Genomic DNA, 23829 nt, shown 5'->3' with positions numbered 1-23829 from the left:
TTCTTTGGACGCGTTTCTCGTGGGGTCTCCCGACGCACTGTCGCCTGCCGAACCCACTTGCCCAGTGCCATCGACCAAGGGTTCCGTGCGCCGCTGTGGGCTGTCAGGGCTTGATCCACTAGTCATGCTCGCCGCTCCGTCCTTCTTCGCAGCGCTGTCATCGGTTCGGTGCCTTGCCGGTTCGCCGGTGAAGCGTCCTGCCCAGGTTCGCGGCACCGAGAATCGTTCGACAACCCGTATTTTTTCTTGAGCCCGCGGTCAAGCACGACGCCAACAACGAACAAGACGGTACATGCCGCATATAGCGCAGCGGAGTACTGGCCGCGGCTCCAGTTCGGGGCATCGATGAGCTGAGGCTCGAACCCTCGACGAAATATGCCGTACAGCACCACAATCGCGACCCACGCTGCGGTCGAAGGCTTCGCCGTGACCCACCGCGGCACGTCTCGCGGCCGAGCGAACGCATCGCGATCTTCCGAGCTGGAGCTCATGAGTTTTCCTCGGGTGAGTGGGACAAACGTGCACCTGGTACACGCATCGGTATCAATGGCACGAATGAACCTAGTGCCGTGTCAGGCAACGTTGGGGGTGGCGCGTCCGCGTGTGGGCTGTCGGGTTGTGGTGTTGTTGGGGCATGGCTGAGCGTGTTCGTGTGAGGGAGATCGACAGTGGTGAGGGCAATCGGTTGTTGAGGATTGTGCGTCGTTCGTCGGGGTCGGTGGTGACGTGGCGGCAGGCGCAGATCGTGTTGTGGTCGGCGCAGGGGATGGATGTGGGCCAGATCGCCCCGTTGGCGTTTTCCAGCGAGGATCGGGTGCGTGAGGTGATCCACAATTTCAACGAGGACGGGTTCGGGTCGTTGTATCCGAGGTACGCCGGGGGCCGTCCGCCGCGTTTCGACGCTGCTCAGCGCAGCGAGGTCCGCCGGGTCGCTTTGGGGCGGCCTGCTGATTACGGGCTGCCGTTCTCGACGTGGTCTTTGGCCAAGCTGGCTGAGCATCTCGTCGCTAAGGGGGTGGTCGACGACATCAGCCATGAAGGCCTGCGCGGTTTGCTCCGCGAGGAGGGCGTGTCGTTTCAAGTCGTGAAGACCTGGAAGGAGTCCAACGACCCGGACTTCGAAGCGAAGAAGAACCGGGTCCTGGCGCTGTACGACATCGCGGACGCCAAGAAAGAGCCAGAGCCCGGCGATCCGGTGGTGGTGATCTGCATGGACGAGTTCGGGCCGCTCAATCTTCAGCCCCACCCCGGGCGGCAGTGGGCCGGCGTCGGCGGCAAGGCAGCGGACCCCCACCGGGCGCCCAGACGGCGGCGGCGAGCGACCTATACGCGTCCCCACGGTGTGCGGCACCTGCTCGCCGGCTACGACATCACCGCCGACAAGCTCTACGAGCACATGAAAAAACGCAAGGGCCGCACCCAGTTCCTCGAGTTCTGCCGCTACCTGCGCACCCTGTACCCACCCGAGATCCGCATCGCGATCATCCTGGACAACTACTCGCCGCACCTGTCAGCCAAAAAAGACGCCAGCGTCGGCGAATGGGCCGAGGCCAACAACGTCGAGCTGGCCTACACCCCGCACTACGCGTCATGGCTCAACCGCATCGAAGCCCACTTCCAAGCCCTGCGCTACTTCTGCGTCGACGGCACCGACCACGCCACCCACACAGAACAGGCATCGATCATCCGCCGCTACATCCGCTGGCGCAACAAGAACGCCACCGCCAAAGCACTCAACGAAATCGTCAACCGCACAAACGTTTGTTGACACGGCACTAGTTTGATGGCCGGGGGCAGCGCCAACGCACAGCACCCCGGCCAGGACCAGCAGTCGTATTGGTGGCAGTGTCAGCAACTACCGACCCCGTTCGATCCGGACCAGCCGCCCTCAGCAGCTACTCGCTGGCTCGCCCATGGCTCAAAGCCGCCGACGCCCGCGGAGGCGATGACTCCAACTGTCCAGTCCGCTTCCGCCAAGCTTCCGCCTGTGACCCAACCGGGCTTCAGGAATCGGTGGCCGCGCACGTTTGTGACGAGCAGGTTGTCTCGAGTCTGGATGGACCCGCCTCCGTCCATGTGAACCGACCAAAACACGATCCAGCCACGAAGCCGGCTCATTGATTGGGCCGAGACTTCATCCCAAGTCACCTCAAGCCAATCGCCGTCAATACGTGCGCAGACCGGGGGCGTCTCGGTGATACGCGCATGCGATTGCTGCGTCGTCTCGTCTCCCGGCTCGAACGCGTCCGACAGACAGGCCCCGGCACTCGCCAATGGCGTCCACGGAATCAAGGGACTCGGTGGAGCAATATTGCCGCACTCGTTCAACTCCTGGATCAGGTAGTCCATGCCTTCGACGATCCAAACCGCTACTTCACCCGCGGCATCACTACAGGTAATCGCAACTGCCGTTCCTGCGAGTGCCCGACCGAGCGGCGTCGTGAGTGCTGACGTAGCGGCGACGGTGCCTACGGCGATTGCACCGCAGATGATCTCGAGGCCGACATTGATGCCGAACTCGGCGAACGCCTCGGGCGAGGTGTCCCCGTCAAGCAAGTAATACCAGTACGACTGCGCACCGTCTCCGCACACCAGAGCGAGGCCCCACTCGCCGAGCGCTTCGATGAGCCGCTGGCCACGGAGACGGTTAGGTACAGAGTCCGTCTCGATCTCCGCCGCGAGTTGGCACAAGAATGTGACCTCGGTGCTGCCGACGATATCGGAGATGGTCTGGCCGTCGATCTCGATGTCGTTCGGAATGTGGCTGGCGGTGTCGTCACTTTCGCATGGGGGTATTCGGACAGGGTCGTGTCCGTGTAGTGGCCTCCACGTCTGCTCAGCGTCGGTGCAATCATGGGTGTCGTGTACTCGACAGTCGGTGTGTGCTCCGTTGGCAATGCTTGCGTGCCGATGCGACACCGTGGGTGTCGCTGAGGTCACGTCGCACTCAGGAGGCGGCGGATCGGACGGGCAGGCTGGAATGGTCTGCTCGGGATGGCCGTGTCCGGGGGGCCAACTCTGCTCGTCGTCGGTGCACGGGGGCTCAGCGTGTCTACGGCAGTCGGTGTGACTGCGCGGCCCGCCGCCGTGCCGATGCGACACCGTGGGTGTCGCTGAGGTCACGTCGCACTCAGGAGGCGGCGGATCGGACGGGCAGGCTGGGATGGTCTGCTCGGGATGGCCGTGTCCGGGGGGCCAACTCTGCTCGTCGTCGGTGCACGGGGGCTCAGCGTGTCTACGGCAGTCGGTGTGACTGCGCGGCCCGCCGCCGTGCCGATGCGACACCGTGGGTGTCGCTGAGGTCACGTCGCACTCAGGAGGCGGCGGATCGGACGGGCAGGCTGGGATGGTCTGCTCGGGATGGCCGTGTCCGGGGGGCCAACTCTGCTCGTCGTCGGTGCACGGGGGCTCAGCGTGTCTACGGCAGTCGGTGTGACTGCGCGGCCCGCCGCCGTGCCGATGCGACACCGTGGGTGTCGCTGAGGTCACGTCGCACTCAGGAGGCGGCGGATCGGACGGGCAGGCTGGGATGGTCTGCTCGGGATGGCCGTGTCCGGGGGGCCAACTCTGCTGTTCGCCGGTACATGGCGGCTCGGAATGGCTCTGGCAGTCGGTATGGCTGCGGGACCCACCGCTGTGACGATGCGACACCGTCGGCGTCGCCGAAGTCAGATCACACGGCGGAGGCGGCGGAACGACCGGGCACGGCGCGATCGTCTGCTGGGGATGGCCGTGACCCGGCGACCACGTCTGCTGCTGATCAGAACAGGCCAGCTCGGTATGGCTCTGGCACTCGGTATGGCTGCGGGATCCACCGCTGTGACGATGCGACACCGTCGGCGTCGCCGAAGTCAGATCACACGGCGGAGGCGGCGGATCGGGGTCGTCATGCGACTGGGTGCGCGGGTGGCAGCTGGTGTGACCGCTGTGGGAGTGCTGGGATGGCTGACCGCAATGCACCGTCCCCGTCGAGTGACAGCTGGTGTGACCGCTGTGGGAATGCTGCCCCGACGCGCAGTGCACATCAGTGCGGGCATGACACCCACGGCCATCATGCGCGTGCTGAGACGGCTGCCCACAATGCACCGTGCCGGTGTCATGGCAACTCGCGTGTCCGCTGTGGCTGTGCTGGCCTGAAGGACAATGCACATCGGTACGGGCATGACACCCGCGGCCGTCATGCGCGTGCTGGGACGGCTGCCCACAATGCACCGTGCCGGTGTCATGGCAACTCGCGTGTCCGCTGTGGCTGTGCTGGCCTGAAGGACAATGCACTTCGGTACGGGCATGACACCCGCGGCCGTCATGCGCGTGCTGGGACGGCTGCCCACAATGCACCGTGCCGGTGTCATGGCAACTCGCGTGTCCGCTGTGGCTGTGCTGGCCTGAAGGACAATGCACTTCGGTACGGGCATGACACCCACGGCCATCATGCGCGTGCTGAGACGGCTGCCCACAATGCACCGTGCCTGAAGAGTGACAACTCACATGGCCACTGTGGGAATGCTGACCCGAAGGACAATGCACTTCGGTACGGGCATGACACCCACGGCCATCATGCGCGTGCTGGGAGGGATGTCCGCAGTGCACCGTGCTGGTGGTGTGGCAGCTGGTGTGTCCGGTGTGGCTGTGCTGTCCGGTGGGGCAGTGGACGTCGGTACGGGCGTGGCAGGCGCGTCCGTCATGGGCGTGTTGGGTGGGGCTGCCGCAGTGCACGGTTCCGGTGCCATGGCAGCTGGTGTGCCCGACGTGGCTGTGCTGTCCAGATGGGCAGTGCACCTCATTCCGGGAATGGCAGCTGCGATCATCGTGGGCGTGCTGGGTGGGGTTGCCGCAGTGCACGGTTCCGGTGTCATGACAACCCGCCACGCCCTCGTGAGCGTGCTGTCCCGATGAGCAGTGCACATCCGTTCTTGGATGGCAGCCGCGACCGTCGTGAGCGTGTTGTGACGGGTGACCGCACGTGTCGTGGGTATGGGAGACGGGCACATCGCGGCAATTGAATGGCGCTCCTGAGATGGTGTCGAAATCGCAACGCTCCTCCGTGAGCGTGTGAGCGCCCACAGCGTCATCGGTCTCTGCCAATGGCACTACCACCAAGGTCGTCATGACGATCAGCAAGATGCCGAGGCCGCCCAAGGTTCGACGCGGCCGCCGTCTTCGGATCGGCGGCTTGGTCTTCGAGATCCGATGGAGCCATGGCCGAGTGCTGCGGGCTGATGCCGTCATGAACGGTTCTCCTTGTTGTGTCTGAACCGTTCCTTTCAGGTACAGTCGTTCTATGACTGAACGAACGTATGCAAACCCCTGTGCGAGAGCAATCTCCTACGCGCGGGTGTCCACCGGCGCGCAGGCCGAGTCGGGCCTGGGCACCGACACCCAGCACCACGCCGTGGACCAAGAGGCAGCCGCACGCGGCTGGCATGTGGTCAAGCGCATCACCGACGACGCGGTCTCAGGCACCACCCCCGCCCAGCGCCGCCCGCAGCTGCGCGAAGCGCTCGAGAAACTCGGCCGCGGCGACGCCGACGTGCTCGCGGCCGCGCGCGGCGACCGGCTGGCGCGCTCGGTGATCGAGCTGCTGGGGCTCTACGAGCGCGCCGAGGCCGAGGGCTGGAAGCTCGTCACCCTCGACGCCCCTGCGGGCCTAGCAGGCCCCGAAAGCCGCTTGTTCGTTGGGGTTCGCGCCCTCATAGCGGAGTTCGAAGCCGCCATGGCACGGGCGCGCACCACCGACGCACTGCATGCAGCACGACTGCGCGGCCAGCGACTGGGGCGTCCCAGCCGCCACGCGGAATCGACCAAGGCCCTCGCAGCGCAGCTGCGCTCAGCAGGCCACAGCCAGGGCCAGATCGCAGCCGCGCTCACCCAAGCAAGCATCCCCACGCCCACCGGCAGCACCGCATGGAGCCGATCGTCGGTCGCGTCCTTGCTGCGCACACTCGACCACGACGCAGCCGCAAAAGCCCACCGACAGGCCCGACAGCAGCGGGACATCGGCACCCAATCGCCTCCACAGCACCCCGGCGGAGAACCGGCGCAAGAAGCGGCTTGACGAGACGTCCGGGGCTGCATACAATACGAACGTTTCAGGCGCAGCCAAAAATGTCTCTGACCAGCAGGTTTTGTGAGCGATGAGAGTGTGGAGAGCCGAATTCTCGGCCGGAAACAGCCGCTCGGTCTCGGCAAATGCGCTGCCGCCCCAGCCGCAGACCGTGGTCAGCGGTCGTAGGGCGGGAAAGCGGCGCAGAGCTCGGCTACTTCGGCGCGCACCTGGGTGATGACTCCTTCGTCATCTGGGGCCCGCAGCACCCGTGCGGTGAACTCGGCGATCTTGGCCATCTCGGTCGGTCCCATGCCTTGGGTGGTGACCGACGGGGTGCCCATGCGCAGGCCGCTGGTGACGAACGGCGAACGGGGATCGTCGGGAATCGAATTCCGGTTCAGTGTCACGCCGGCCGCATCGAGTGCTTCCTGCGCCACTTTGCCCGTCAGGTCGGCGTCGAACGTCCGCAGGTCGATGAGCAGCAGGTGGTTGTCGGTGCCGCCCGAGACCAGCCTGAAACCGTGGCTGCCAAGCGCGTCAGCCAGCACTGCTGCATTCTCGACGATTCGGGCCTGGTACTGGGCGAACTCCGGGCGTGCGGCCTCGGCAAAGCCGACCGCCTTGGCGGCAACCGCGTGATCAAGCGGACCGCCCTGGCTGCCGGGGAACACCGCTGAGTCGATGCGTTTGGCATATTCCTGAGTGCACAGAATCGTTCCGCCGCGTGGTCCGCGCATCGTCTTGTGGGTGGTGAACGTGACGATGTCCGCGTACGGCACCGGGTTGATGTGCACGCCGCCCACGATCAGCCCGGCGATGTGCGCGGCGTCGAACATGAACACCGCGCCGATCTCGTCGCACACTTCGCGGAACGGCACCGGGTCGATGCGGCGCGGATAGGCCGTTGCGCCCGCCACGATCAGCTTGGGCCGGTGCTCGCGGGCCAGCTCGGCCATCGCGGCGTAGTCGATCCGCTCGTCGCTTCGCGTCAGGCCGTAGCTGACGAAGTTGTAGAGCCGCCCGCTCACGTTCACCGGCGACCCGTGTGTGAGATGACCGCCCTGGTCGAGGCTCATGCCCATCACGGTGTCGCCGGTGTCGAGCAACGCCAAGTACACCGCAGCGTTGGCCTGCGAGCCCGAGTGCGGCTGCACGTTCGCGTGCTCCGCGCCGAAGAGCCCCTTCACCCGGTCGATGGCGAGCTGCTCGGCTATGTCGGCGTTCGCGTTGCCGCCGTAGTAGCGGCGGCGGGGGTAGCCCTCGCTGTACTTGTTGGTGAGCACGCTGCCGGTCGCGGCCATCACTGCGGGAGAGGCGAAGTTCTCCGACGCGATGAGCTGCAGCGAGGTCATCTGGCGTTCGAGTTCGGCTTCGAGCACCGCTTCGATCTCGGGATCGGCGAGCGGTGCCCAGCTCGCAGACCGCGGGTGGGCGGGGCTGCGTGGATTCCCGTCGATCTTGCGGACCCGCGGCTCGTGGCGCCCGCCCTCGAAGGCCGCTCCAAGGAAGGCGTCAAGCGCACCTGTCGCCAGGTCTGTATCGAGCAGGCGGGCGCCGAGGCAGAGCACATTGGCGTCGTTGTGCTCGCGGGCGAGCCGGGCCGAGGTCTCGTCGTGGACCGTGGCGGCCCGGATGCCCGCCACCTTGCCGGCGGCCATGGCGATGCCAATGCCGCTGCCGCACACGGCCACGCCAAGCTCCGCCGTTCGAGCCGCGACAGCTTCGCCCAGCGCTGCACCGAAGTCGGGATAGTCCACCGAATCGGGGCCGTTCGTGCCGAGGTCGACGACGTCGTAACCGCCTGCACGCAGGTGCTCCGCCAAGCGATCTTTCAGTTCCCAGCCAGCGTGATCGGCGGCGAGCGCAATCACTGGCGCAGGCGTGATCGGGAAATTGTCGTGAGCCACCGCGTAAGTCTCGCAGCCGCCGTTGCCCCTCAGGCGCCAGATTCTTCGGGAAATTCTGGGAATTCGAGTGATTCGGCGGGCACGGCACCGGTTCGCAGGACAACGGGCTTGTCTCCGGTGACATCCACCACGGTGGAGGCGAATCCCCCGAGTGCCCGTCCGCGGATGATCCGTCCAGGCGAGGCCATCTCGCCCGGACGCGTAGCGAGGCTCGCTGCTGCTTCCACGGCGCCGGCCGGCGTCTCGTAGCCGTGACGGTTGGCACTCGTGCCAGTCACCGGTCCGACCTCGTCGATGAGCCATCGCAGCCAACCCAGCGCCGGTGCTCGGACTCCCAAGGTCTCCCGGCCGTGCAACGGGTCTGGACCCCCTCGGCGCCGTGCCACCAGCGTCAGACCACCCGGCCAGTGTCGCTGCGCGAGCGCGCGGGCTTGTGGGGACAGCTCCACTAGTTCGTCGGCCTGTTCGAGGCCGGACACCAGGATCGGCATGGGCTCGCTGTGGGGACGCTCCTTGGCGTCGCACACACGGGCGACCGCGTCGGTGTCGGCGTAGCGGGCCATGACCCCGCAGAGGGTGTCGGTGGGTGCGACCACGAACTCACCGGCGCGCAGCCGTTCGGCCGCTTGGTCAATGGTCCATGCGTCGGGTTCAGAGCGCGGGCGCGACGCAACGAGCGCCCGATCGAGGCCCGCCAAGTCGCGCTCGATTCGCACCTCTTCGTAACCGCGCGCGACCGCCATGGCCGCGACCGCCGGTGCCTGTGCCGTCGCGATCTCCAGCACGAGCAGACCGCCCGGTGCCATCCAGCTGCGGGCGTCACGCGCAATCGTGCGTACCGCGTCGAGTCCGTCCGGTCCGGCGTAGAGCGCCTCGTGTGGCTCCCAGTCGTCGATCTCAGCGGAAGGCACATCGCCGTCGGCCACATACGGAGGGTTGGACACGATGAGATCAAGTCGTTGGAACCGGAGCTCGGTCACGCAGTCGTTCCCGATGTGCAGTCCTTCGAGTGCTTCGAACCAGCTCCCTTGATGCAGTGAGACACGGGTGGCTGCACTCCCCAGACCAGCCATGTTCGCTGCCGCCAGCGCCAGCGCGTCGGCTGAACTGTCGGTGGCGAACACGCGGGCCTGGGGCACCTCGTGTGCGATCGACAAAGCGATCGCGCCGCACCCCGTGCCCAGATCGGCCACGTTCACTTCTGCCAGACGACGGCGGCGCACTGTCCTTTGGAGCCAATCGATGGCGATGCCCGCCACCACCTCCGTCTCAGGTCGAGGGATGAGCGCACGGCGGTCGGTGGCCAGGTCGAGCTTGCGGAAACCCCAGCTGCCGAGCACGTACTGCAGCGGCTCGCCCGCCACCCGACGGGCGGCCATGGCGTCGGCGTGCGCCACCATGCGCACAGTCATCGGCGTGTGCGGTGACAGGGCGACCACGGCGGCGTCGCGCCCGCTGGCTTCGGCCGCGATGCGGCGCGCGCTCACCTCGGGTTCGGGCACACCGGCAGCCTCGAACTGCGCACGCAGTCCCCGGTACAGGTCGCCCAGCGTCAGCCCGTCGGGATGGGCCATGACCGAGCTCCGTTCCCTCCCCCGGCGACGGTGTCAAGCACCGCCGTCGGCGACCGCAGCAGCCAAGAGCTGCTCGCGCTCAGCACTCGCGAGAGCGTCGACGATCTCGTCCAGCTCGCCGGCCAGCACCCGGTCCAGCTTGTAGATCGTGAGACCGACGCGATGATCGGTGACCCGGCTCTCCTTGAAGTTGTAGGTGCGGATCTTCTCGGAGCGGCCTCCGCCGCGGACCTGGTCCCGCTTGTGGGCTGCCACCTCGGCAGCGTGGGCCTCTTGCTGGAGCTGCAGGAGCCGCGAGCGCAGCACCCGCATGGCCTTGGCTCGGTTCTGAAGCTGGCTCTTCTCGTCCTGCATCGACACCACCACCCCGGTGGGCTTGTGGGTGACACGCACCGCCGAATCGGTGGTGTTGACCGACTGGCCTCCCGGTCCCGATGAGCGGAACGTGTCGACGATGAGATCATTCGGATCGATCTCGACGTCCACTTCCTCGGCTTCGGGCAGCACGCTCACTGTCGCCGACGATGTGTGGACGCGGCCTTGGGATTCGGTCACCGGTACTCGCTGCACTCGGTGCGGTCCGCCCTCGTGCTTCAGCGTCCGCCACACCCCGGGTCCGCGCACTGCGAACGTCACGTTGGTGAACCCGCCCATGTCGCTGTCCTGACTGCCGAGCAGCTCGAACGACCATCCCGACTGCGCGGCCACATACGCCCGGTACATCTCGAACAGGTCTCGTGCCCAGATGTTGGCTTCCTCGCCGCCCTCGGCCCCTTGGATCTCCACGATGACATCGCGCTCGTCGTTTGGATCCTGGGGCAGCAGCAGATCCTTCAGCCGCTCGTCGAGACTTGCTGCTCGCTCGGTCGCGACCTCCAGCATCTCTGAGGCCTCGGCCGCATCGTCGCCGTCGCTGGCGTCGAGAAGGTCCTGGGCAGCTTCGGCGTCGGCCTGTGCATCTCGAGCCTCGTGGGCGACGTCGATGATCTCGCCGATCCGCGCGAGGCGCCGGCCGAGTTCGGCGAACTGCGCTCGGTCGCCCGAGGCAGCGCCTTCGCCGAGTTTCCGTTCCAGCTCGGCCCGCTCGGCTTCGAGCGCGACAAGCCGTTCAGATTCGAAGGCTTCGAGAGCGCCCAACACGCGTTCAGGCTAACTGCGGGGGTAGTGAGCGGATCAGTGATCGATGGCGGTGATAGTGCGCCACCCGTCGTCGACCTCGACGATCTGTGCAGGCCTGCGAAGCCGGGCCGCCATGTTTGCGATGACCTCGTGGGCGTCGCGACGAGGCAGCGCAACCACCAGTTCGGCGTCAGGATCGAGGAACAACCGAGCGTCGGCTGCGAACGGCACCACGTCCAGGTCGATGCCGACGCACACCACCACCACCAAGCGGCGGCCGTCGGGCGTCAGGCCGTAGGCCACAGCGGGCGCCGGGTCCTTTGGACCCCCTCGAGGCAGCGGCGACGACGCCGCTCGCAGCCTGCCTGCACCCACGAGATCCGGTCGCCGTATCAGCAGCGAGCGAAGCCAGCGAGCCGCACCCATGCGGTTGAGCGGGTGGGGAGACGCTCCCGGCGTGCGATGGCTCCGCACTATGTCGGCGACGCGACGGATGGCCTCGGTTGTCGGCTCATCTGCGTGCAGCAACGAGAAGGCCTCGCGATCGTGAGCACCAACTCCGACCTCGATCTGCCACTCCGCCGAGGTTTCGCGTACATCGCCCGAATCGCCGTCGTCGTCGCTGGCTCCCGTGTCGCCGCTGGAGGGCACAGCGACGATGCGGGCCACTTCGAGACCCTCCACCTCGCCCGTGATCACGCCGTGCTCGACCGTGACCTCGACACCGGCAGCGCCGAGCAGCGCTACCAGCTCAGGCGCACGCGGAGGTGGGGGCTCGGTCGACCGCGGCGCCGCCTCGGCGATGGTGGCACCGGACCCTTCGATCTGCCACACGATCGGTGCTGGGACAAAGCACGCTGCCCGCCGAGCGAGCACGTCGCTGTGGTTCTCAGCAAAGACATGCACGCCGTCGCAACCAGAGCGCACCGCCAGCGCCAACGCGCCACCCAACGCTCGCTGCGTTCGCTCCTGGGCAAGGCACACCACTGCCGGCTCGGCATCGGAGGCAACGGCCAGGGCTCCGTCATCGGTGCCCGAGACCTCAGCCAGATCCACGTCAAGCACGGCACGGGCCAGGGCTCGCAGCTTCGCCGCGTGAAGGGCCCGGATGCGATCAGCGTCGAGCGCCATGGTGGCTGCCGTCAGGCGTGGGGCGTTTCGAGACTGCGGTGCCGGCCCATCGGTGATGCTCGTAGCACCCGCCGGCCGCGCCGAACCGGTGGCCCGTTCAGCTCCGCCGCTTCCGTTGGCCGTAGCGGCGCTCGAAGCGCTCCACGCGGCCCGCCGTGTCGACGATCTTCATCTGCCCGGTGAAGAAGGGGTGGCTGGCGCTGGACAGCTCAACGTGGGCCAGCGGGTAGGTGTTGCCATCGGTCCACTCGATCGTGTCGTTGGTCTCGACCGTGGACTGGGTGAGGAACGCGAAGTCGGCGCTGGCGTCGCGGAACACCACGGGCCGGTAGTTCGGATGGATGTCGCTCTTCATCGTGTTCCCTGATTCGAAGGTTCCGGGGCAATCAGTCTAAGGCGCCGGGGGTGCAACCGCATCGAGTGCAGATCAACGGTGCTCACCGAGGCTGAAGCTGCGGTCGCGGTCCAAGGAGATCTCGCCGGCCTCCAGATCAGCGACTCCGGGCAGGCCCCCAGTGAGCGCTATCTCGAGGTTCGCCGCCTCGCGCAGCCGCGCCGCAACCAGGTCGTCGACCTGGTTGCCCGTTGACGTACGCACCGTTGCCACCATGGTGATGGAGCCGGCGTCTTCCAGGTTCCGGGCGCCTCCGAAAAACCGCAGCGTCGACGTGATGGCTGCGCCCACGGTGTCGGCGGGCTGGTGTCGCCCATTCCCACCTGCCGCGTAGGCACGTGCAAGCCGCGTCAATCCCTTGAAGAGGATCACGACGTCGTCTCCAGACTCCGCCATGCGCTTCGTGCGCTCCAGCGTGAGCTCCGCCACGGCGAGGTGCTCTTCGGGCGGCCGGTCGAACGTAGATGCCAGAACCTCGCCCGAGGTCTCCAGCCGGCGGGTCAACTCGGTGACGTCCTCGGGCCGCTCCTCGATGAGCAGCACGATCAGGTGGATGTCTGGATGTTGGTCGCCAATGGCAGCGGCCATTGCCGCCACCAGTGGTGATGCAGAGCGCGTCCCGCTCGCCGTGATCAGGCCGCGAGAGCCCATTCCGATCAGGGCGAGGTCGTCGATGGCCGCAAGCGTTCCTGCGCTCTGTCCGCCCGCGAGCGGCAATGCGTCCGTGGGCAGCACCGGCGTGAGGTCATCAAACAGCGGTCGGTCAGGTTTTTCGGGCGGCGACTCGCCATTGAGCGTGTCGAGACGCAGCAGCGCAGGGTTGCGCTCGCTGCGGGCCGCTGGACGGCTGACGCCGGTGATCCGGTCGCCGCGTCGCAGGTCGTGCTGACGCACTTGCCGGGCCGCGACATAGACATCGTCGGCCGAAGGCAGCGGACCGTTGGTGCGCAGGAAGCCGTAGCCCTCGTCTCGCAGGTCCAGCAGGCCATCGCAATGCACGGTCTCGCCGACAATCGGTGCGTCGTCGCGGCCTCGACCGCGGCGGCGGCTGCGGCGATTGCCCTCCTCGGCCACCGGCACATCGGGCCCGGATCCCTCATCGTCGGGCTGCGTATCGCTGGCATCCGCTGCTGGCGCGCCCCGATCATCGACGGCCGGTGGCGAATCGGCATCGGCATCGGCGCCGGCATCGCTCGAAGCGACAGGTTCGGGCGGCGGTGTTGGGGTACGGGTGCGTGTCGTGACCACGGGAGCTTCGGCGTCGGCGTCGGCGGGATCCTCTGTCTCGTCTCCGCCAGCATCGCTGGCACCTTCGGGCGCAAGGATGGCGCTGATGATCGTGCTCTTGTGGGCACGGGGTGTTACCTCGATGCCGAGCGCCGCGGCGATCTGAAGCAGTTCGTCCCGTTCTTTGGCCTCCAGCAAGGCACGATCCGGCATGTCCGACATGGCTACCTCAGAAGCTCCGGCCTGCTTTCGCGACGCCGCTCGGGCCGCGAAATGAGTCTGCGTTTCCTGTGCCGGGCCTTGGCGCCCGACACAGCGATCCGGTCCCGTGACGCCCGAGCGAGCCCTGCACTGAGGAACCGTCGATCAGTGCTGACGCTACCGGCGACGATTCCCGACGGCTACCAGTGGCTGTTGGAGGCAATGCAGTCGTTTGGATTGCCACCTCGGGCAGAAGCGGTGCGGGGGCTATGAGAACCCTTTGCCCCAGCACACGGCAGATCTGTCGGCTTGCAGTGCGCACGTGCGGTCACCCATGGACGCCAGTGCAATGAAATTGCCGCTGGGCGCCTTGGTCTGTCCTTGGTCGTTGTCGCCCCAGCACACCAGCGTTCGATTCGGCCTCAGACCGCAGGTGTGATCCTGCCCAGCAGCAATCGCGATCAAACGGTCGTCCGGCGGGCGCCCTCTTGGGAACGACCCGTTGCCCCAGCACTCGGCGTCGCCTGTTGCTCGCAGCGCGCAGACGTGATTCCGGCCGATGGCGAGCTGCGTATAGCGACCGTAAGGAACCCTGGTCCGGCTGAAATGGTCATCACCCCAACAGGCGACGGTCTGATTCTCGCGGATGCCGCACGCCAGAACTCCGTCCGGTCCGACCGAGACTGTCGTAAACGGTCCCGCCGGTGGGTTGACCTGATTGAGGCCATTCTCCGTCGACAGGTAATCCCAGCAATCCACCGAACCGTCGTCACGAATCCCGCAGCCAGATTGGTGCCCGACCGTGACGAAGACGAAGGTGCCGCCGGGCGCGGCGATGTGAGATCCCCGATCCTCACGGGTCCAGCAGGCGACCCCGCGGTCGACGCCAAGCGCACACAGCATGGACGTCCCGGCCGAGATCGACCGGTAGCGACGACCTCCGCCGTCGAAGGCGATCTCGCTGAGCGCTCCCGTGCACGTCATGGCGCCATTGGCGCGCAGGCCACAGGAGAACCCGTCGCCTACCGCCAGCGTCGAGAACTGCGATGACGGCGGCTGAGCATCGACGTTTCCCCAGCACGTCATCGTTCCGTCACCGTCCAGCCCGCAGGCATGGGTGAGACTGACATCTATCAGCGCGCGTGCGCCGGTCAGTGTCGTTGCCGACGCTGCAGCCTCTTGGGCGGGCGCGAATCTGCCGCGACCGCCGTTGCCCCAGCACTCCGCGGTGCCCTGCGGGCGCATCGCACATGCGAAATTACGGCCAATCGCGAGATGAGCGAAGTTCCCTTCTGGCGCCTCGAGTTCTCCGTCGTTGTTGTCGCCCCAGCACACGATTCCGCCGTCGGGGCGGAGGGCGCATGCGTGCCAAGCTCCTGCAACTACCTGGGTGAAGTGACCCGCGGGCGCGTTCGTCTGTCCCCATTGGTTCCAGCCCCAGCAGGTCACGGTGTGGTCGGTGCGCAACCCGCACGACAGCCCTTCGCCCGCAGACACCGACGAGAACTGCCCCGAAGGCGGCTCGGCTTGGCCGCGGTCATTGAAGTCCCAGCACTCAATCTCGCCAGCGGTCAAGACTCCGCACGAATGCCCCGCGCCGACGGAAATGGACGAGAATTGCTTCGAGGGCGCGTCCACCGGGCCCCTATCGTCCCAACACAGGACCGTCCCACTGGCGCGAAGGCCGCACGCGCGGCTACCTCCAGAGTCGAGAGAGTCAAACGATTCCTCCGGGCTGTAGTAGCCGGGGGCTTCTGGAGTGCCGAACTCGCCCCAGCAGGTGGCGCTTCCCTGAACAGTCAGCGCGCACGTGTGGTAGCTGCCGCCGCTGACCGAGGTGAAGTGGCCTTCGGGCACATTGAGTTGTCGTGCAAAGTTCCACCCCCAGCACTCGACTGCGCCGCCGTCACGTACTCCGCAAGCGTGCCAGTCGCCTGTGCCGATCGACTTGAACCTGCCCCCAGGCGCGATATCGCGGCGGTCGTAGCCCGCGCCCCAACACACAGCTGCACCATCGATGCGCAGGCCGCAGTTCTGGTCCCACCGGGAAGTGACGTCGGTGAACTGCCCGGCCGGAGGCTGGGCCTGGGACTCCTTCACATTCCCCCAGCAGAAGACGGCTCCGTCCACGCGCACAGCACATGAATGATCGTTGCCCACGGTGATCGCCTTGAACCGTCCTGCCGGTGCTGAGGCTTGGCCAAGGTCGTCGTCGCCCCAGCAGTTGACCGTGCCGTCGACACGGAGCCCGCACGCATGAAATCCGCTCGCCTCGATCGTGGTGAACTCCCCCGATGGCGGGTTCGAGACGCTCGCGTAGTCGCGACCCCAGCACTCTGCCGTGCCGTCGTCGCGCACTCCGCAAGCCACACCGCCGTCATCACTGACCGACATGACTGAGAACGGCCCGGCGGGTGCCCCCCTCCGCCCGATGAAGTTGCCTCCCCAGCACTCAATCTCGCCGCGGATGGTCAGGCCGCACGTTGCGTCCCAGACGGCCTCAACGGCTGTGAATCGTCCGACTGGCGCGTCCGCCTCGCCACTGTCGTTGTCGCCCCAGCATCCGACCGTGCCATCGACTCGCAAGCCGCAGGAGTGTGCAGGGCCTGAGGACACGGTGGCAAACGCACCATCGGGAGGTTCCGATTGGCCCTGCTTGTTCCAACCCCAGCACGCGAGGGTGCCGTTAGTGCGAACGGCGCACGTGTGACTGCCGCCTGAAGCGAGCGACCGGAACGTGCCTAACGGAGCATCGGTCTGGCCGACACCGCTCGAACCCCAGCAGCCGATCGTCCCCTCGACTTGCAGGCCGCAGGCATGCGAGCCGCCAGGCGCCAGCATGATGTACTTCGCGGTTGCGGGGTCGGGTCTGCACGGGTTAGGCGCGTGTGTGCCGTCAGATCGATGAGTACGGCAATCATCGTTCTCAACCGTGTGATCGTTATGGCACCACGCACTGCCCGTGTAAATGTGCGTATGGCGGCCGTCCGCATGGGTGCCGTCAGGCCGATGAATACGGCAGTCACCGTTCTCGGCTGTGTGATCGCTATGGCACCACGGGCTGCCCGTGTAGGTGTGCTCGTGCTGATCGTCCGGACACGCGAACGAAGGAACTGTGTTCGACGGCGACGTTGAAGTTCGGCGACGTTGAAGTCTCCGGCGCAGGACCACTGTCGGATTGAGCGCCCGACGCCACCGGCATCAGCACACCCAGCGCCACGAACAACACCCCAACTCCAAACCCGAGCCTTCGCATCGCACACCCTCTCTCTCGCAGGCACCCCACGATCGAAGCGAGCATCACGCTATTTCATGAATCTCCCACGGCCTCCGTGGCTTCTTCATCGCCATCACAACCCCGTCAAATCTCCGCAGAAGCCAGCAGTTCCGCCGATTCCGAGCACCATCAAGGTGTGCAGCGGGCGGTGACGAAATCGCGGAGGGTGGCGAGGTCGTTCGGGAGGGCGGTGAGGTGCTCGTCTCGGTCGGCAAGGGCGGCCAGCGACGGTGGCAGCTCGGGTTGCCGGCCGGTGGCTTCGACTACCGCCTCGCCGAACTTGGCCGGATGGGCGGTGGACATGACGGCGATCGGAGTGGTCCATCCGCCGGGCGGAGCGTCACGGCGCGCCACCGTGAGTGCCACTGCGGTGTGCGGGTCGATGAGCCGGCCGTCGGTTTCGTCGACGGCGGCAATCGTGGCCGCCACCTCGTCCTCGCTCGCGGAGCCGGCATCGAAGCCCGCACGCAGGCCAGCAAGTACATCAGGCGCCAATGCCAAGGAATCCTTTGCACGGAAGTGAGCCATGTCGGCTGCGAGTGCAGCGCCGCGGCGGCCGCCCAGCTCAAACAGCAGTCGTTCGAAGTTGCTGGACACTCCGATGTCCATGGCCGGGCTGGTGGAGGGCCGCACCTCGCTGATGGCCATATCGCCGGTGCGGTGGGTGCGAGCCAGGATGTCGTTGTGGTTGGTGGCAACCACGAGCCGGTCGATCGGGACGCCCATGCGGCGGGCCACGTCGCCCGCAAGAACGTTGCCGAAGTTGCCGGTCGGAACGCAGAACGACACGGCCCGTTCGGGTGCGCCCAGTCTCACCGCAGTGGTCACGTAATAAACGGTCTGCGCAGCCACGCGGGCCCAGTTGATGCTGTTCACCGCTCCGAGCCGCATCCGCTCGCGCAACGGTCGGTCGCCAAACAGCGCCTTCACCAAGTCCTGGCAATCGTCGAAAGTGCCGTCGATGGCCACGTTGTGAATGTTCGGGCTGTCCACCGTGGTCATCTGGCACCGCTGGATCTCGGTGACCCGGCCAGCCGGATGCAGCATCACCAGCTCGATGCCCTCACGATCGCGGCACGCATCGATGGCTGCCGATCCGGTGTCTCCTGAGGTGGCGCCCACGATCGTCATGGTCGTGCTGCGCCGGGCGAGCTCGTGTTCGAACAGACGGCCCAGCAGCGCCAGCGCTACATCCTTGAACGACAGCGTCGGCCCCCAATACAGCTCCACGAGGTATTCACCCGCCGCCAACCGGCTGTTCGGCACTACGTCGGGATGGGTGAAGGTGGAGTACGCGTCGAGGGTCAGTGCGGCCAGATCATCGACACTGAGTGACGGCGCTACGAACGGAGCCAGCACCCGTGCTGCCACCTCGTGGTACTCCAGACCTGCAAAGTCGGCCAAGTCGCTCGCGTTGATCGCCGGCAGTTCAACGGGCACATACAGCCCGCCGTCGGAGGCCAGGCCCTCGAGCAGCACATCGCCGAATTCCAGGATCGGGGCGTCGCCCCGGGTGCTGATGTAACGCATGCTTAGGCCAGTCAATCCCGCCGGCTACTCGCCGATCACACGGATCGCGTTGCCGATGCTCCGTACGGCGTCGAGGTTGCGCACGTCGCGCAGCGTTGACGCCACGTCGGCTTCGCGAGCGCGGTGGGTGATGAACTCCAAGTGCGCGATGCCGTCGGCGGCACCGCCCCGTGTGGTCTGCTCGACCGAGCGGATTGACACCCCGTGCTGGCCGAAGACGCCAGCCACCGCGGCAAGCACACCGGGCTTGTCGGTCACGTCGAACTGCAGGTGATACGCGGTGTAGGTCTCGTCGATGGGCCGCAGCCGCGCCGCGGCCAGCGGGCCGAAGCCATCGCAGACACCCCGGCGCAGGTTCTGCGACACCGTGATGAGGTCGCCCAGCATGGCGCTGGCGGTCGGGAAGCCGCCCGCTCCCCGCCCGTAGAGCATGAGATCTTCGACGGCTTCGCCCTCGAGGAAGACTGCGTTGAAGGCGTCACGCACCGAGGCCAGCGGATGGTCGATCGGCACCATCGCCGGATGCACTCGCACAGCGATCTCGCCGTTCTGACGCTCAGCGACTGCAAGCAGCTTGATGACATGGCCCATCCGGGCCGCCGCGGCGATGTCATCCTTGCCGATCCCGCTGATGCCCTCGGCGTAGACGTCGCCGGCCACGACCTTGGCGCCGAATGCTGTCATCGCCAGGATCGCCGCCTTGGCACCGGCATCGAATCCCTCGACGTCAGCCGTCGGGTCGGCCTCGGCATAGCCCAGGCGCTGCGCCTCGCCCAGGACCTCCGCGTAGTCGGCCCCGTCCTCGGTCATCCGGGTGAGGATGTAGTTGGTCGTCCCGTTGACGATGCCCATCACCCGGGTGATGCGCTCGCCCACGAGCGAGTTGCGCAGCACGCCGATGAGCGGGATCCCGCCCGCTACGGCCGCTTCGAACGCCAAGTCCACGCCGTTGGCCGCGGCCGCGGCGAACAGCTCCTCACCGACATTGGCGATGAGCTCCTTGTTGGCGGACACGACGGGCTTGCCCGCATTGAGGGCGGCGGCAACCAGGTGCCGGGCAGGCTCGATGCCGCCCATCGCCTCGACAACCACATCCACGTCATCGGCCACCACCAGCGATTCGCTGTCGCGGGTCAGCACTCCAGCGGGCAGTTCCACCGATCGCTCGGCACTGAGATTGCGAACTGCTACCCGGGTGACCTCGAAGCCCAGCGACGTGCGGCCAACGAGATGGTCGGCGTCGCGCTGCAGCAGCGACACCAGCGCTGCCCCGACATTGCCGCAGCCCAAGATGCCGACGCGCAGCGGGTGCGGCGCGCCCGGATCATCGGCGGGAGTGGTGCATGGGCTCGGCGGCTGTTTCGGGCACGGCCGAAACGGTACCGGCAGTGTGCGTGCGCTCCCGCAGCATTTTCGGCTCTGGAGCTCCCGGCGTGGCGCTCCCTGCCCTGCACATCCGGCCTCGCAAGCATCGCCCTCAGTCACGTGTGAGGCCTATTTCACGATTGAGCCTTATGTAGCTAAGGCCTAATCGCACGGTGGCCACGTCCCTACCGCGATTGGCGGGCGACTACCTACGCTGCAATGCCTTAGGTCGGTGGGCTAACGGCTGACGGCTCATCGGTCGTTCTCAGGCGTCGTTGTCAGCGGCCCGAGAGAATTCCAACTCTCCGGCGAATCGTTGCTGGACGGAATGAACCTGTTCTTCGCGCTGCTGGGGGCTCCACGCCAGCAATTCCGTCATGCGATCGGCGACGGCTGCAGCCAGTTCAGCTCGGTGATGCGGCTGGAACCAGGCGGCCAGTGTCCTGCGGTAGATGACGTCTTCCACCGTCATGGCGGCCTCGACGCCTACCGCCCAGTCGACCTCCCCGGAGAGCACCGGTGCGCCGTCGACCAGCCGTCCGGCGCCCACTCGCAGTTCGGCCTCGCGTGACATGGAGACCGACTTGCGCGAGCGACGCCTCGCCCCGCCGCGACGACACAGGGCTCACCGCACCGGAATGGCTGCCCGTCGTCGTCGCTGTCGCGAGCCCCTGCCGCCTCCGCAGCGGGCGCACCTCCGATGCGACCCCTACGCCATCGTCTCGAATGCGGCCGCAGCCGCGACACCGCCAAGCGCTCCGATCTCGCGGGATGGGCACAATACGGTTACTGCTGGTCCCACTCGCGCTGTTCCTGGGGGCTGCGACTGCACCTGCTCGCCACCCCGCAGAACTTCCGGCCGCGTTCGCGCTCACTCGTCGCATACGACCGCCAAACCCTTGGAACCAATCATCTAGTGGATGTCCAGCGCCACCATGTCGTCGATGGTCTCTCGGCGGACAACCAGCCGGGCATCGCCGTCGGCTACGAACACCACGGCGGGTCGGCCGATGCGGTTGTACGGGGCACCCATCGAGTAGCCGTAGGCACCCGTGACCGGCGTGGCCACCAGGTCGCCCGCAACCAATCCCGCCGGCATCGGGGCAGAGCGCACGATCACGTCGCCCGATTCGCAGTGCTTTCCCACCAGGCGCACGCGGTCGGGGCGATGCTCGGCGGCCCGGGCGGGCATGAACGCCGTGTAGTCGCTGCCGTAGAGCATCGGGCGCGGGTTGTCGCCATAGCCGCCGTCGACCGCCGCGTACGTCCGGACGCCCGGCACTTCCTTGAGCGCGCCCACGGTGTAGAGCGTCACTGCAGCCGCCGCGGCGATGGCGCGTCCGGGTTCGGCCACCAGTCGCGCGTCGAGGCCGTGCCGCTGGCTGAGCGCAGCCCACCTGCTCGACAGGGCAGCTCCCCATTCGGTGATCGTGGGTGCGCGTTCGGATTCCACATACGCGACACCGAGGCCGCCGCCCATCGACAGCTCGTCGAGGCGTCCCGCAGCCGGCCCCGAGCTGCCGAACAGCGGAGCCGCGAATTCGGCGACGACGTCCAGCGCCTTTGCCAAGCTCTCCACGCGGAACACTTGGCTGCCGATGTGGCAATGGATGCCAGTGAGCTCGATCGACGACATCGCTGCCGCCCGCTCGACGGCAGCCGCCGCGATGCCCTGGCCGATGCCGAAGCCGAACTTTGAGTCGGCCTGCCCGGTCGAGATGTACTCGTGTGTCTCAGCCCGCACGCCGGGCGTGACCCGCAGCAACACCCGCTGCACCATCCCGTCGGCACGGTGCAGCTCGTCGAGACGGTCCAGCTCGTCCGCCGAATCGACGACGATGCGGCCCACACCTGCTGCGCGAGCCATCCCCAGCTCCGCGACTGACTTGTTGTTGCCGTGCAGCACGATCCGCTGCGCCAGGCTCTCGGCGGTGTCGCCATCGAACGCCCGCAGCACGGTCGCCAGCTCACCACCGCTCGACACGTCGATGTCCATGCCTTCGGAGATCGCCAACCGCGCCATGGCCGCGCACAAGAACGCTTTGGCGGCATACGCCGCTCCCCCATCGAAGGCCGATACGGCCTCGCGGCAGCGCGCACGCAGGTGCGCTTCGTCATAGACGAACAGTGGCGTGCCGAACTGAGCTGCCAGGTCGACCAGGTCGCAGCCACCAACACGCAGGCGCCCCTCCTCGGAGACCTCGGAGGTCTGCGGCAGCAGCCGGAACGGGATCGGGTCGCTGGGATCGTCGGTGGGCGCATCGGTGCCACCGGCTGCGGTGCTGGGTGAATCAGGGCTCATGGCCGGACCGTCACTTCCTGCTCACATCGCCGACGGCGCGTCCACGCCGAGGAGGTCCAACCCGATCGCCAAGCCGATGCGCGTGCCCTCAGTCAGGCAAAGCCGAGCGTCGCGAACCTCCGGCGGCACGTCGCGGAGCAGGATCGGGCAGTCGTGGTAGAAGCCGTGGAAGGCGCCAGCCAGGTCGCGCACCCATGTCGTCACCTTGTGGGGCGCCCGCTCTCGCTGCGCGATCTCCACCACTGAGGGCAGCACCTCGAGCGCTCGCAACAGCGCCAGCTCGCGCTCGCCGTCGAGCGGCGACAGATCAGTGCCGGCAGGCGGTACGGGCGCGACCCCATCCGATTCAGCCCGTCGAGCCACCGACGCGATCCGAGCGTGGGCGTACTGCACGTAGAAGACCGGGTTCTCCGAGGCCTGCGCCGACAGCAAGTCGATATCGATGGTCTGACGCGAGTCGATCGACTGCAGCAGAAAGGCGAAGCGCGCCACGTCGGGCCCCACCGCGTCGATGAGCTCGCGCACTTCCACCATCGTGCCGGTGCGCTTGGACAGCTCGATGACCTGGCCGTCACGCATGAGCGTCACGTTCTGGCCGACGATCGCCTCGTAGGAATCGGGCGGGTGCCCGAGCATCTGCATCGCAGCGGCGATGCGAGGTACGTAGCCGTGGTGGTCGGCACCCAGGACGTCGATGACGTGACTGCCGCGGCTGAACTTGGCGTCGTGGTAGGCGATGTCGGGCACGAAGTAGGTGGGTTCGCCGTCGCTGCGGTACAGCACCCGGTCCTTGTCGTCACCGTGCTCGCTGGTCGCCAGCCAGACAGCCCCGTCTTCCTCATACACCCACCCGGCATCGCGAAGCCGCCCCATGGCGTCGTCCATGGCTCCGGAGTCCACGAGCGCGGCCTCGCTCTGCCAGCGGTCGAAGCTGACGTTCATGGCCGACAGCGACTCGCCAATGTCGCGCAGGGCGCGCCTCATGCCCGATTTCGCAGCGAATTGAACTTCGATGGGGGTTCCGACAGGAATCGGCGCATGCCCCGCCTCGAGCGCCGCTTTCCGCAACAACTGCGCGACATCGGCTTCTGCCTCCAAACCTGAACGCAGTTCGGCTGTTAGTTCGCTTGCCCACTCACCGACGTAATCGCCGTGGTAGCCGTCGTCGGGCACGGGTTCGCCGGTCATGCGTGCCACCAGCGATTGTCCAAAGAGCTGCACTTGCACGCCGAGGTCGTTCACGTAGTACTCGGTGACGGTCTCGTAGCCGCAGCGACGGAACAGGCGGGCAAGGCTGTCGCCGTACGCACCCCACCGCCCTCCGCCGGCATGCAGCGGTCCGGTTGGGTTGGCGGAGACGAACTCCAGGATCACGGTCTGGGACTGGCCGATGTCGGGGCAGGCGTAGCCCTCGGTCCCCTCGCGCAGGACCGAGACCAGCAGCTCGTGCAGCCACGACGGCGCCAGGTGCAGGTTGACGAATCCTGGGCCGGCGACCTCGGCGCGTTCGAGGTGCGGCAGGTCCGCGAGCTCGAGCTGGGCCACGACGCGTTCCGCCAGCTCGCGCGGAGCCATCTTTGCCGCCTTTGCGTACACCATGGCAGCGTTCGACGACCAATCGCCGTGATCGGCTCGCGATGGACGTTCCAAACGGAGACGTGACCCGTCGGCGTCGATGCCAAGACCCGCAAGGGCACCTGCGATCGCGCCGGTGAGCGCCTGCTCTATCACCGTTGCGAAGCTACCCCTGCTGGAC

The 23829-nt window shown here is 66.9% G+C and carries 17 protein-coding genes and 1 pseudogene; 5 read left to right on the top strand and 13 right to left on the bottom strand.

What is annotated here, in order from left to right:
• The first annotated feature begins 634 nt into the window (after window positions 1–634).
• Window positions 635–1768, top strand: coding sequence for an IS630 family transposase (locus ACPXYO_RS10710; RefSeq protein ID WP_423920063.1), 1134 nt, complete (start codon window positions 635–637; stop codon window positions 1766–1768).
• Between the two features lie 80 nt (window positions 1769–1848).
• Here the strand turns inward: ACPXYO_RS10710 and ACPXYO_RS10705 are convergent, their stop codons facing one another.
• Complete coding sequence (locus ACPXYO_RS10705; protein WP_423920060.1) at window positions 1849–3489, bottom strand: hypothetical protein; 1641 nt, start codon at window positions 3487–3489, stop codon at window positions 1849–1851.
• Between the two features lie 417 nt (window positions 3490–3906).
• Here ACPXYO_RS10705 and ACPXYO_RS10700 point away from each other — a divergent pair, with 417 nt between their 5' ends.
• The 3 genes from ACPXYO_RS10700 to ACPXYO_RS10690 all read left to right on the top strand — a co-directional run bounded on the left by ACPXYO_RS10700 (window position 3907) and on the right by ACPXYO_RS10690 (window position 6055).
• Window positions 3907–4137, top strand: a complete 231-nt coding sequence (locus tag ACPXYO_RS10700) for a hypothetical protein (protein ID WP_423920058.1) — start codon at window positions 3907–3909, stop codon at window positions 4135–4137.
• 402 nt (window positions 4138–4539) lie between these two features.
• On the top strand, window positions 4540–4896 hold the full coding sequence (locus ACPXYO_RS10695) for a hypothetical protein (protein ID WP_423920055.1): 357 nt from the start codon (window positions 4540–4542) through the stop codon (window positions 4894–4896).
• Window positions 4897–5281: 385 nt separating this feature from the next.
• Window positions 5282–6055 (top strand): recombinase family protein, encoded by a 774-nt coding sequence (locus tag ACPXYO_RS10690; protein ID WP_423920053.1) that lies wholly within the window; start codon window positions 5282–5284, stop codon window positions 6053–6055.
• Window positions 6056–6219: 164 nt separating this feature from the next.
• On the opposite strand, the gene rpiB is transcribed toward ACPXYO_RS10690, so the two are convergent.
• The 10 genes from rpiB to ACPXYO_RS10640 all read right to left on the bottom strand — a co-directional run bounded on the left by rpiB (window position 6220) and on the right by ACPXYO_RS10640 (window position 20345).
• Complete coding sequence (gene rpiB, locus ACPXYO_RS10685; protein WP_423920050.1) at window positions 6220–7953, bottom strand: ribose 5-phosphate isomerase B; 1734 nt, start codon at window positions 7951–7953, stop codon at window positions 6220–6222.
• 29 nt (window positions 7954–7982) lie between these two features.
• Window positions 7983–9527: a peptide chain release factor N(5)-glutamine methyltransferase gene (gene prmC, locus ACPXYO_RS10680; RefSeq protein WP_423920048.1), complete on the bottom strand. Its 1545-nt coding sequence runs from the start codon at window positions 9525–9527 to the stop codon at window positions 7983–7985.
• Window positions 9528–9560: 33 nt separating this feature from the next.
• Entirely contained in the window at window positions 9561–10667 is a 1107-nt protein-coding gene (gene prfA, locus ACPXYO_RS10675) for a peptide chain release factor 1 (protein ID WP_423920045.1), read from the bottom strand.
• A 33-nt stretch (window positions 10668–10700) separates the two neighbouring features.
• Window positions 10701–11777, bottom strand: coding sequence for a hypothetical protein (locus ACPXYO_RS10670; RefSeq protein WP_420621508.1), 1077 nt, complete (start codon window positions 11775–11777; stop codon window positions 10701–10703).
• Between the two features lie 97 nt (window positions 11778–11874).
• Window positions 11875–12132: a type B 50S ribosomal protein L31 gene (locus tag ACPXYO_RS10665; RefSeq protein WP_423920042.1), complete on the bottom strand. Its 258-nt coding sequence runs from the start codon at window positions 12130–12132 to the stop codon at window positions 11875–11877.
• Between the two features lie 72 nt (window positions 12133–12204).
• Window positions 12205–13611, bottom strand: a complete 1407-nt coding sequence (locus ACPXYO_RS10660; RefSeq protein WP_423920039.1) for a hypothetical protein — start codon at window positions 13609–13611, stop codon at window positions 12205–12207.
• A gap of 255 nt (window positions 13612–13866) precedes the next feature.
• Window positions 13867–16440 (bottom strand): RCC1 domain-containing protein, encoded by a 2574-nt coding sequence (locus tag ACPXYO_RS10655; protein WP_423920036.1) that lies wholly within the window; start codon window positions 16438–16440, stop codon window positions 13867–13869.
• A 565-nt stretch (window positions 16441–17005) separates the two neighbouring features.
• Window positions 17006–18406, bottom strand: a complete 1401-nt coding sequence (thrC, locus tag ACPXYO_RS10650; protein ID WP_423920033.1) for a threonine synthase — start codon at window positions 18404–18406, stop codon at window positions 17006–17008.
• A 24-nt stretch (window positions 18407–18430) separates the two neighbouring features.
• On the bottom strand, window positions 18431–19711 hold the full coding sequence (locus tag ACPXYO_RS10645; RefSeq protein ID WP_423923810.1) for a homoserine dehydrogenase: 1281 nt from the start codon (window positions 19709–19711) through the stop codon (window positions 18431–18433).
• 325 nt (window positions 19712–20036) lie between these two features.
• Complete coding sequence (locus tag ACPXYO_RS10640) at window positions 20037–20345, bottom strand: glycerol-3-phosphate dehydrogenase C-terminal domain-containing protein (protein WP_423920031.1); 309 nt, start codon at window positions 20343–20345, stop codon at window positions 20037–20039.
• A gap of 147 nt (window positions 20346–20492) precedes the next feature.
• On the opposite strand from ACPXYO_RS10640, the pseudogene ACPXYO_RS10635 reads away from it, so the two are divergent.
• Window positions 20493–20647: pseudogene (locus tag ACPXYO_RS10635) on the top strand (IS982 family transposase); the annotation flags it as partial.
• A 37-nt stretch (window positions 20648–20684) separates the two neighbouring features.
• On the opposite strand, the gene lysA reads toward ACPXYO_RS10635, so the two are convergent.
• Both lysA and argS read right to left on the bottom strand, forming a co-directional pair.
• Complete coding sequence (gene lysA, locus ACPXYO_RS10630) at window positions 20685–22073, bottom strand: diaminopimelate decarboxylase (protein ID WP_423920028.1); 1389 nt, start codon at window positions 22071–22073, stop codon at window positions 20685–20687.
• Window positions 22074–22094: 21 nt separating this feature from the next.
• Entirely contained in the window at window positions 22095–23804 is a 1710-nt protein-coding gene (gene argS, locus ACPXYO_RS10625) for an arginine--tRNA ligase (RefSeq protein WP_423920026.1), read from the bottom strand.
• Between the last annotated feature and the right edge of the window lie 25 nt (window positions 23805–23829).

The sequence above is a fragment of the Candidatus Poriferisodalis sp. genome (assembly GCF_965237655.1).
Classification (GTDB): domain Bacteria; phylum Actinomycetota; class Acidimicrobiia; order Acidimicrobiales; family Poriferisodalaceae; genus Poriferisodalis.
The sequence above is the reverse complement of the archived record's forward strand: the minus strand, read 5'-3'. Positions and strand labels throughout refer to the sequence as shown.

What these genes read in the sequence shown, in the direction of transcription:
- ACPXYO_RS10710 (WP_423920063.1), top strand. Translation starts at nt 635, where the DNA reads ATGGCTGAGCGTGTTCGTGTGAGGGAGATCGACAGTGGTGAGGGCAAT.
- ACPXYO_RS10690 (WP_423920053.1), top strand. Translation starts at nt 5,282, where the DNA reads ATGACTGAACGAACGTATGCAAACCCCTGTGCGAGAGCAATCTCCTAC.
- ACPXYO_RS10665 (WP_423920042.1), bottom strand. Translation starts at nt 12,132, where the DNA reads ATGAAGAGCGACATCCATCCGAACTACCGGCCCGTGGTGTTCCGCGAC.
- ACPXYO_RS10670 (WP_420621508.1), bottom strand. Translation starts at nt 11,777, where the DNA reads ATGGCGCTCGACGCTGATCGCATCCGGGCCCTTCACGCGGCGAAGCTG.
- ACPXYO_RS10655 (WP_423920036.1), bottom strand. Translation starts at nt 16,440, where the DNA reads ATGCTGGCGCCTGGCGGCTCGCATGCCTGCGGCCTGCAAGTCGAGGGG.
- prmC (WP_423920048.1), bottom strand. Translation starts at nt 9,527, where the DNA reads ATGGCCCATCCCGACGGGCTGACGCTGGGCGACCTGTACCGGGGACTG.
- ACPXYO_RS10640 (WP_423920031.1), bottom strand. Translation starts at nt 20,345, where the DNA reads ATGTCACGCGAGGCCGAACTGCGAGTGGGCGCCGGACGGCTGGTCGAC.
- ACPXYO_RS10660 (WP_423920039.1), bottom strand. Translation starts at nt 13,611, where the DNA reads ATGCCGGATCGTGCCTTGCTGGAGGCCAAAGAACGGGACGAACTGCTT.
- lysA (WP_423920028.1), bottom strand. Translation starts at nt 22,073, where the DNA reads ATGAGCCCTGATTCACCCAGCACCGCAGCCGGTGGCACCGATGCGCCC.
- ACPXYO_RS10695 (WP_423920055.1), top strand. Translation starts at nt 4,540, where the DNA reads ATGACACCCACGGCCATCATGCGCGTGCTGGGAGGGATGTCCGCAGTG.
- thrC (WP_423920033.1), bottom strand. Translation starts at nt 18,406, where the DNA reads ATGCGTTACATCAGCACCCGGGGCGACGCCCCGATCCTGGAATTCGGC.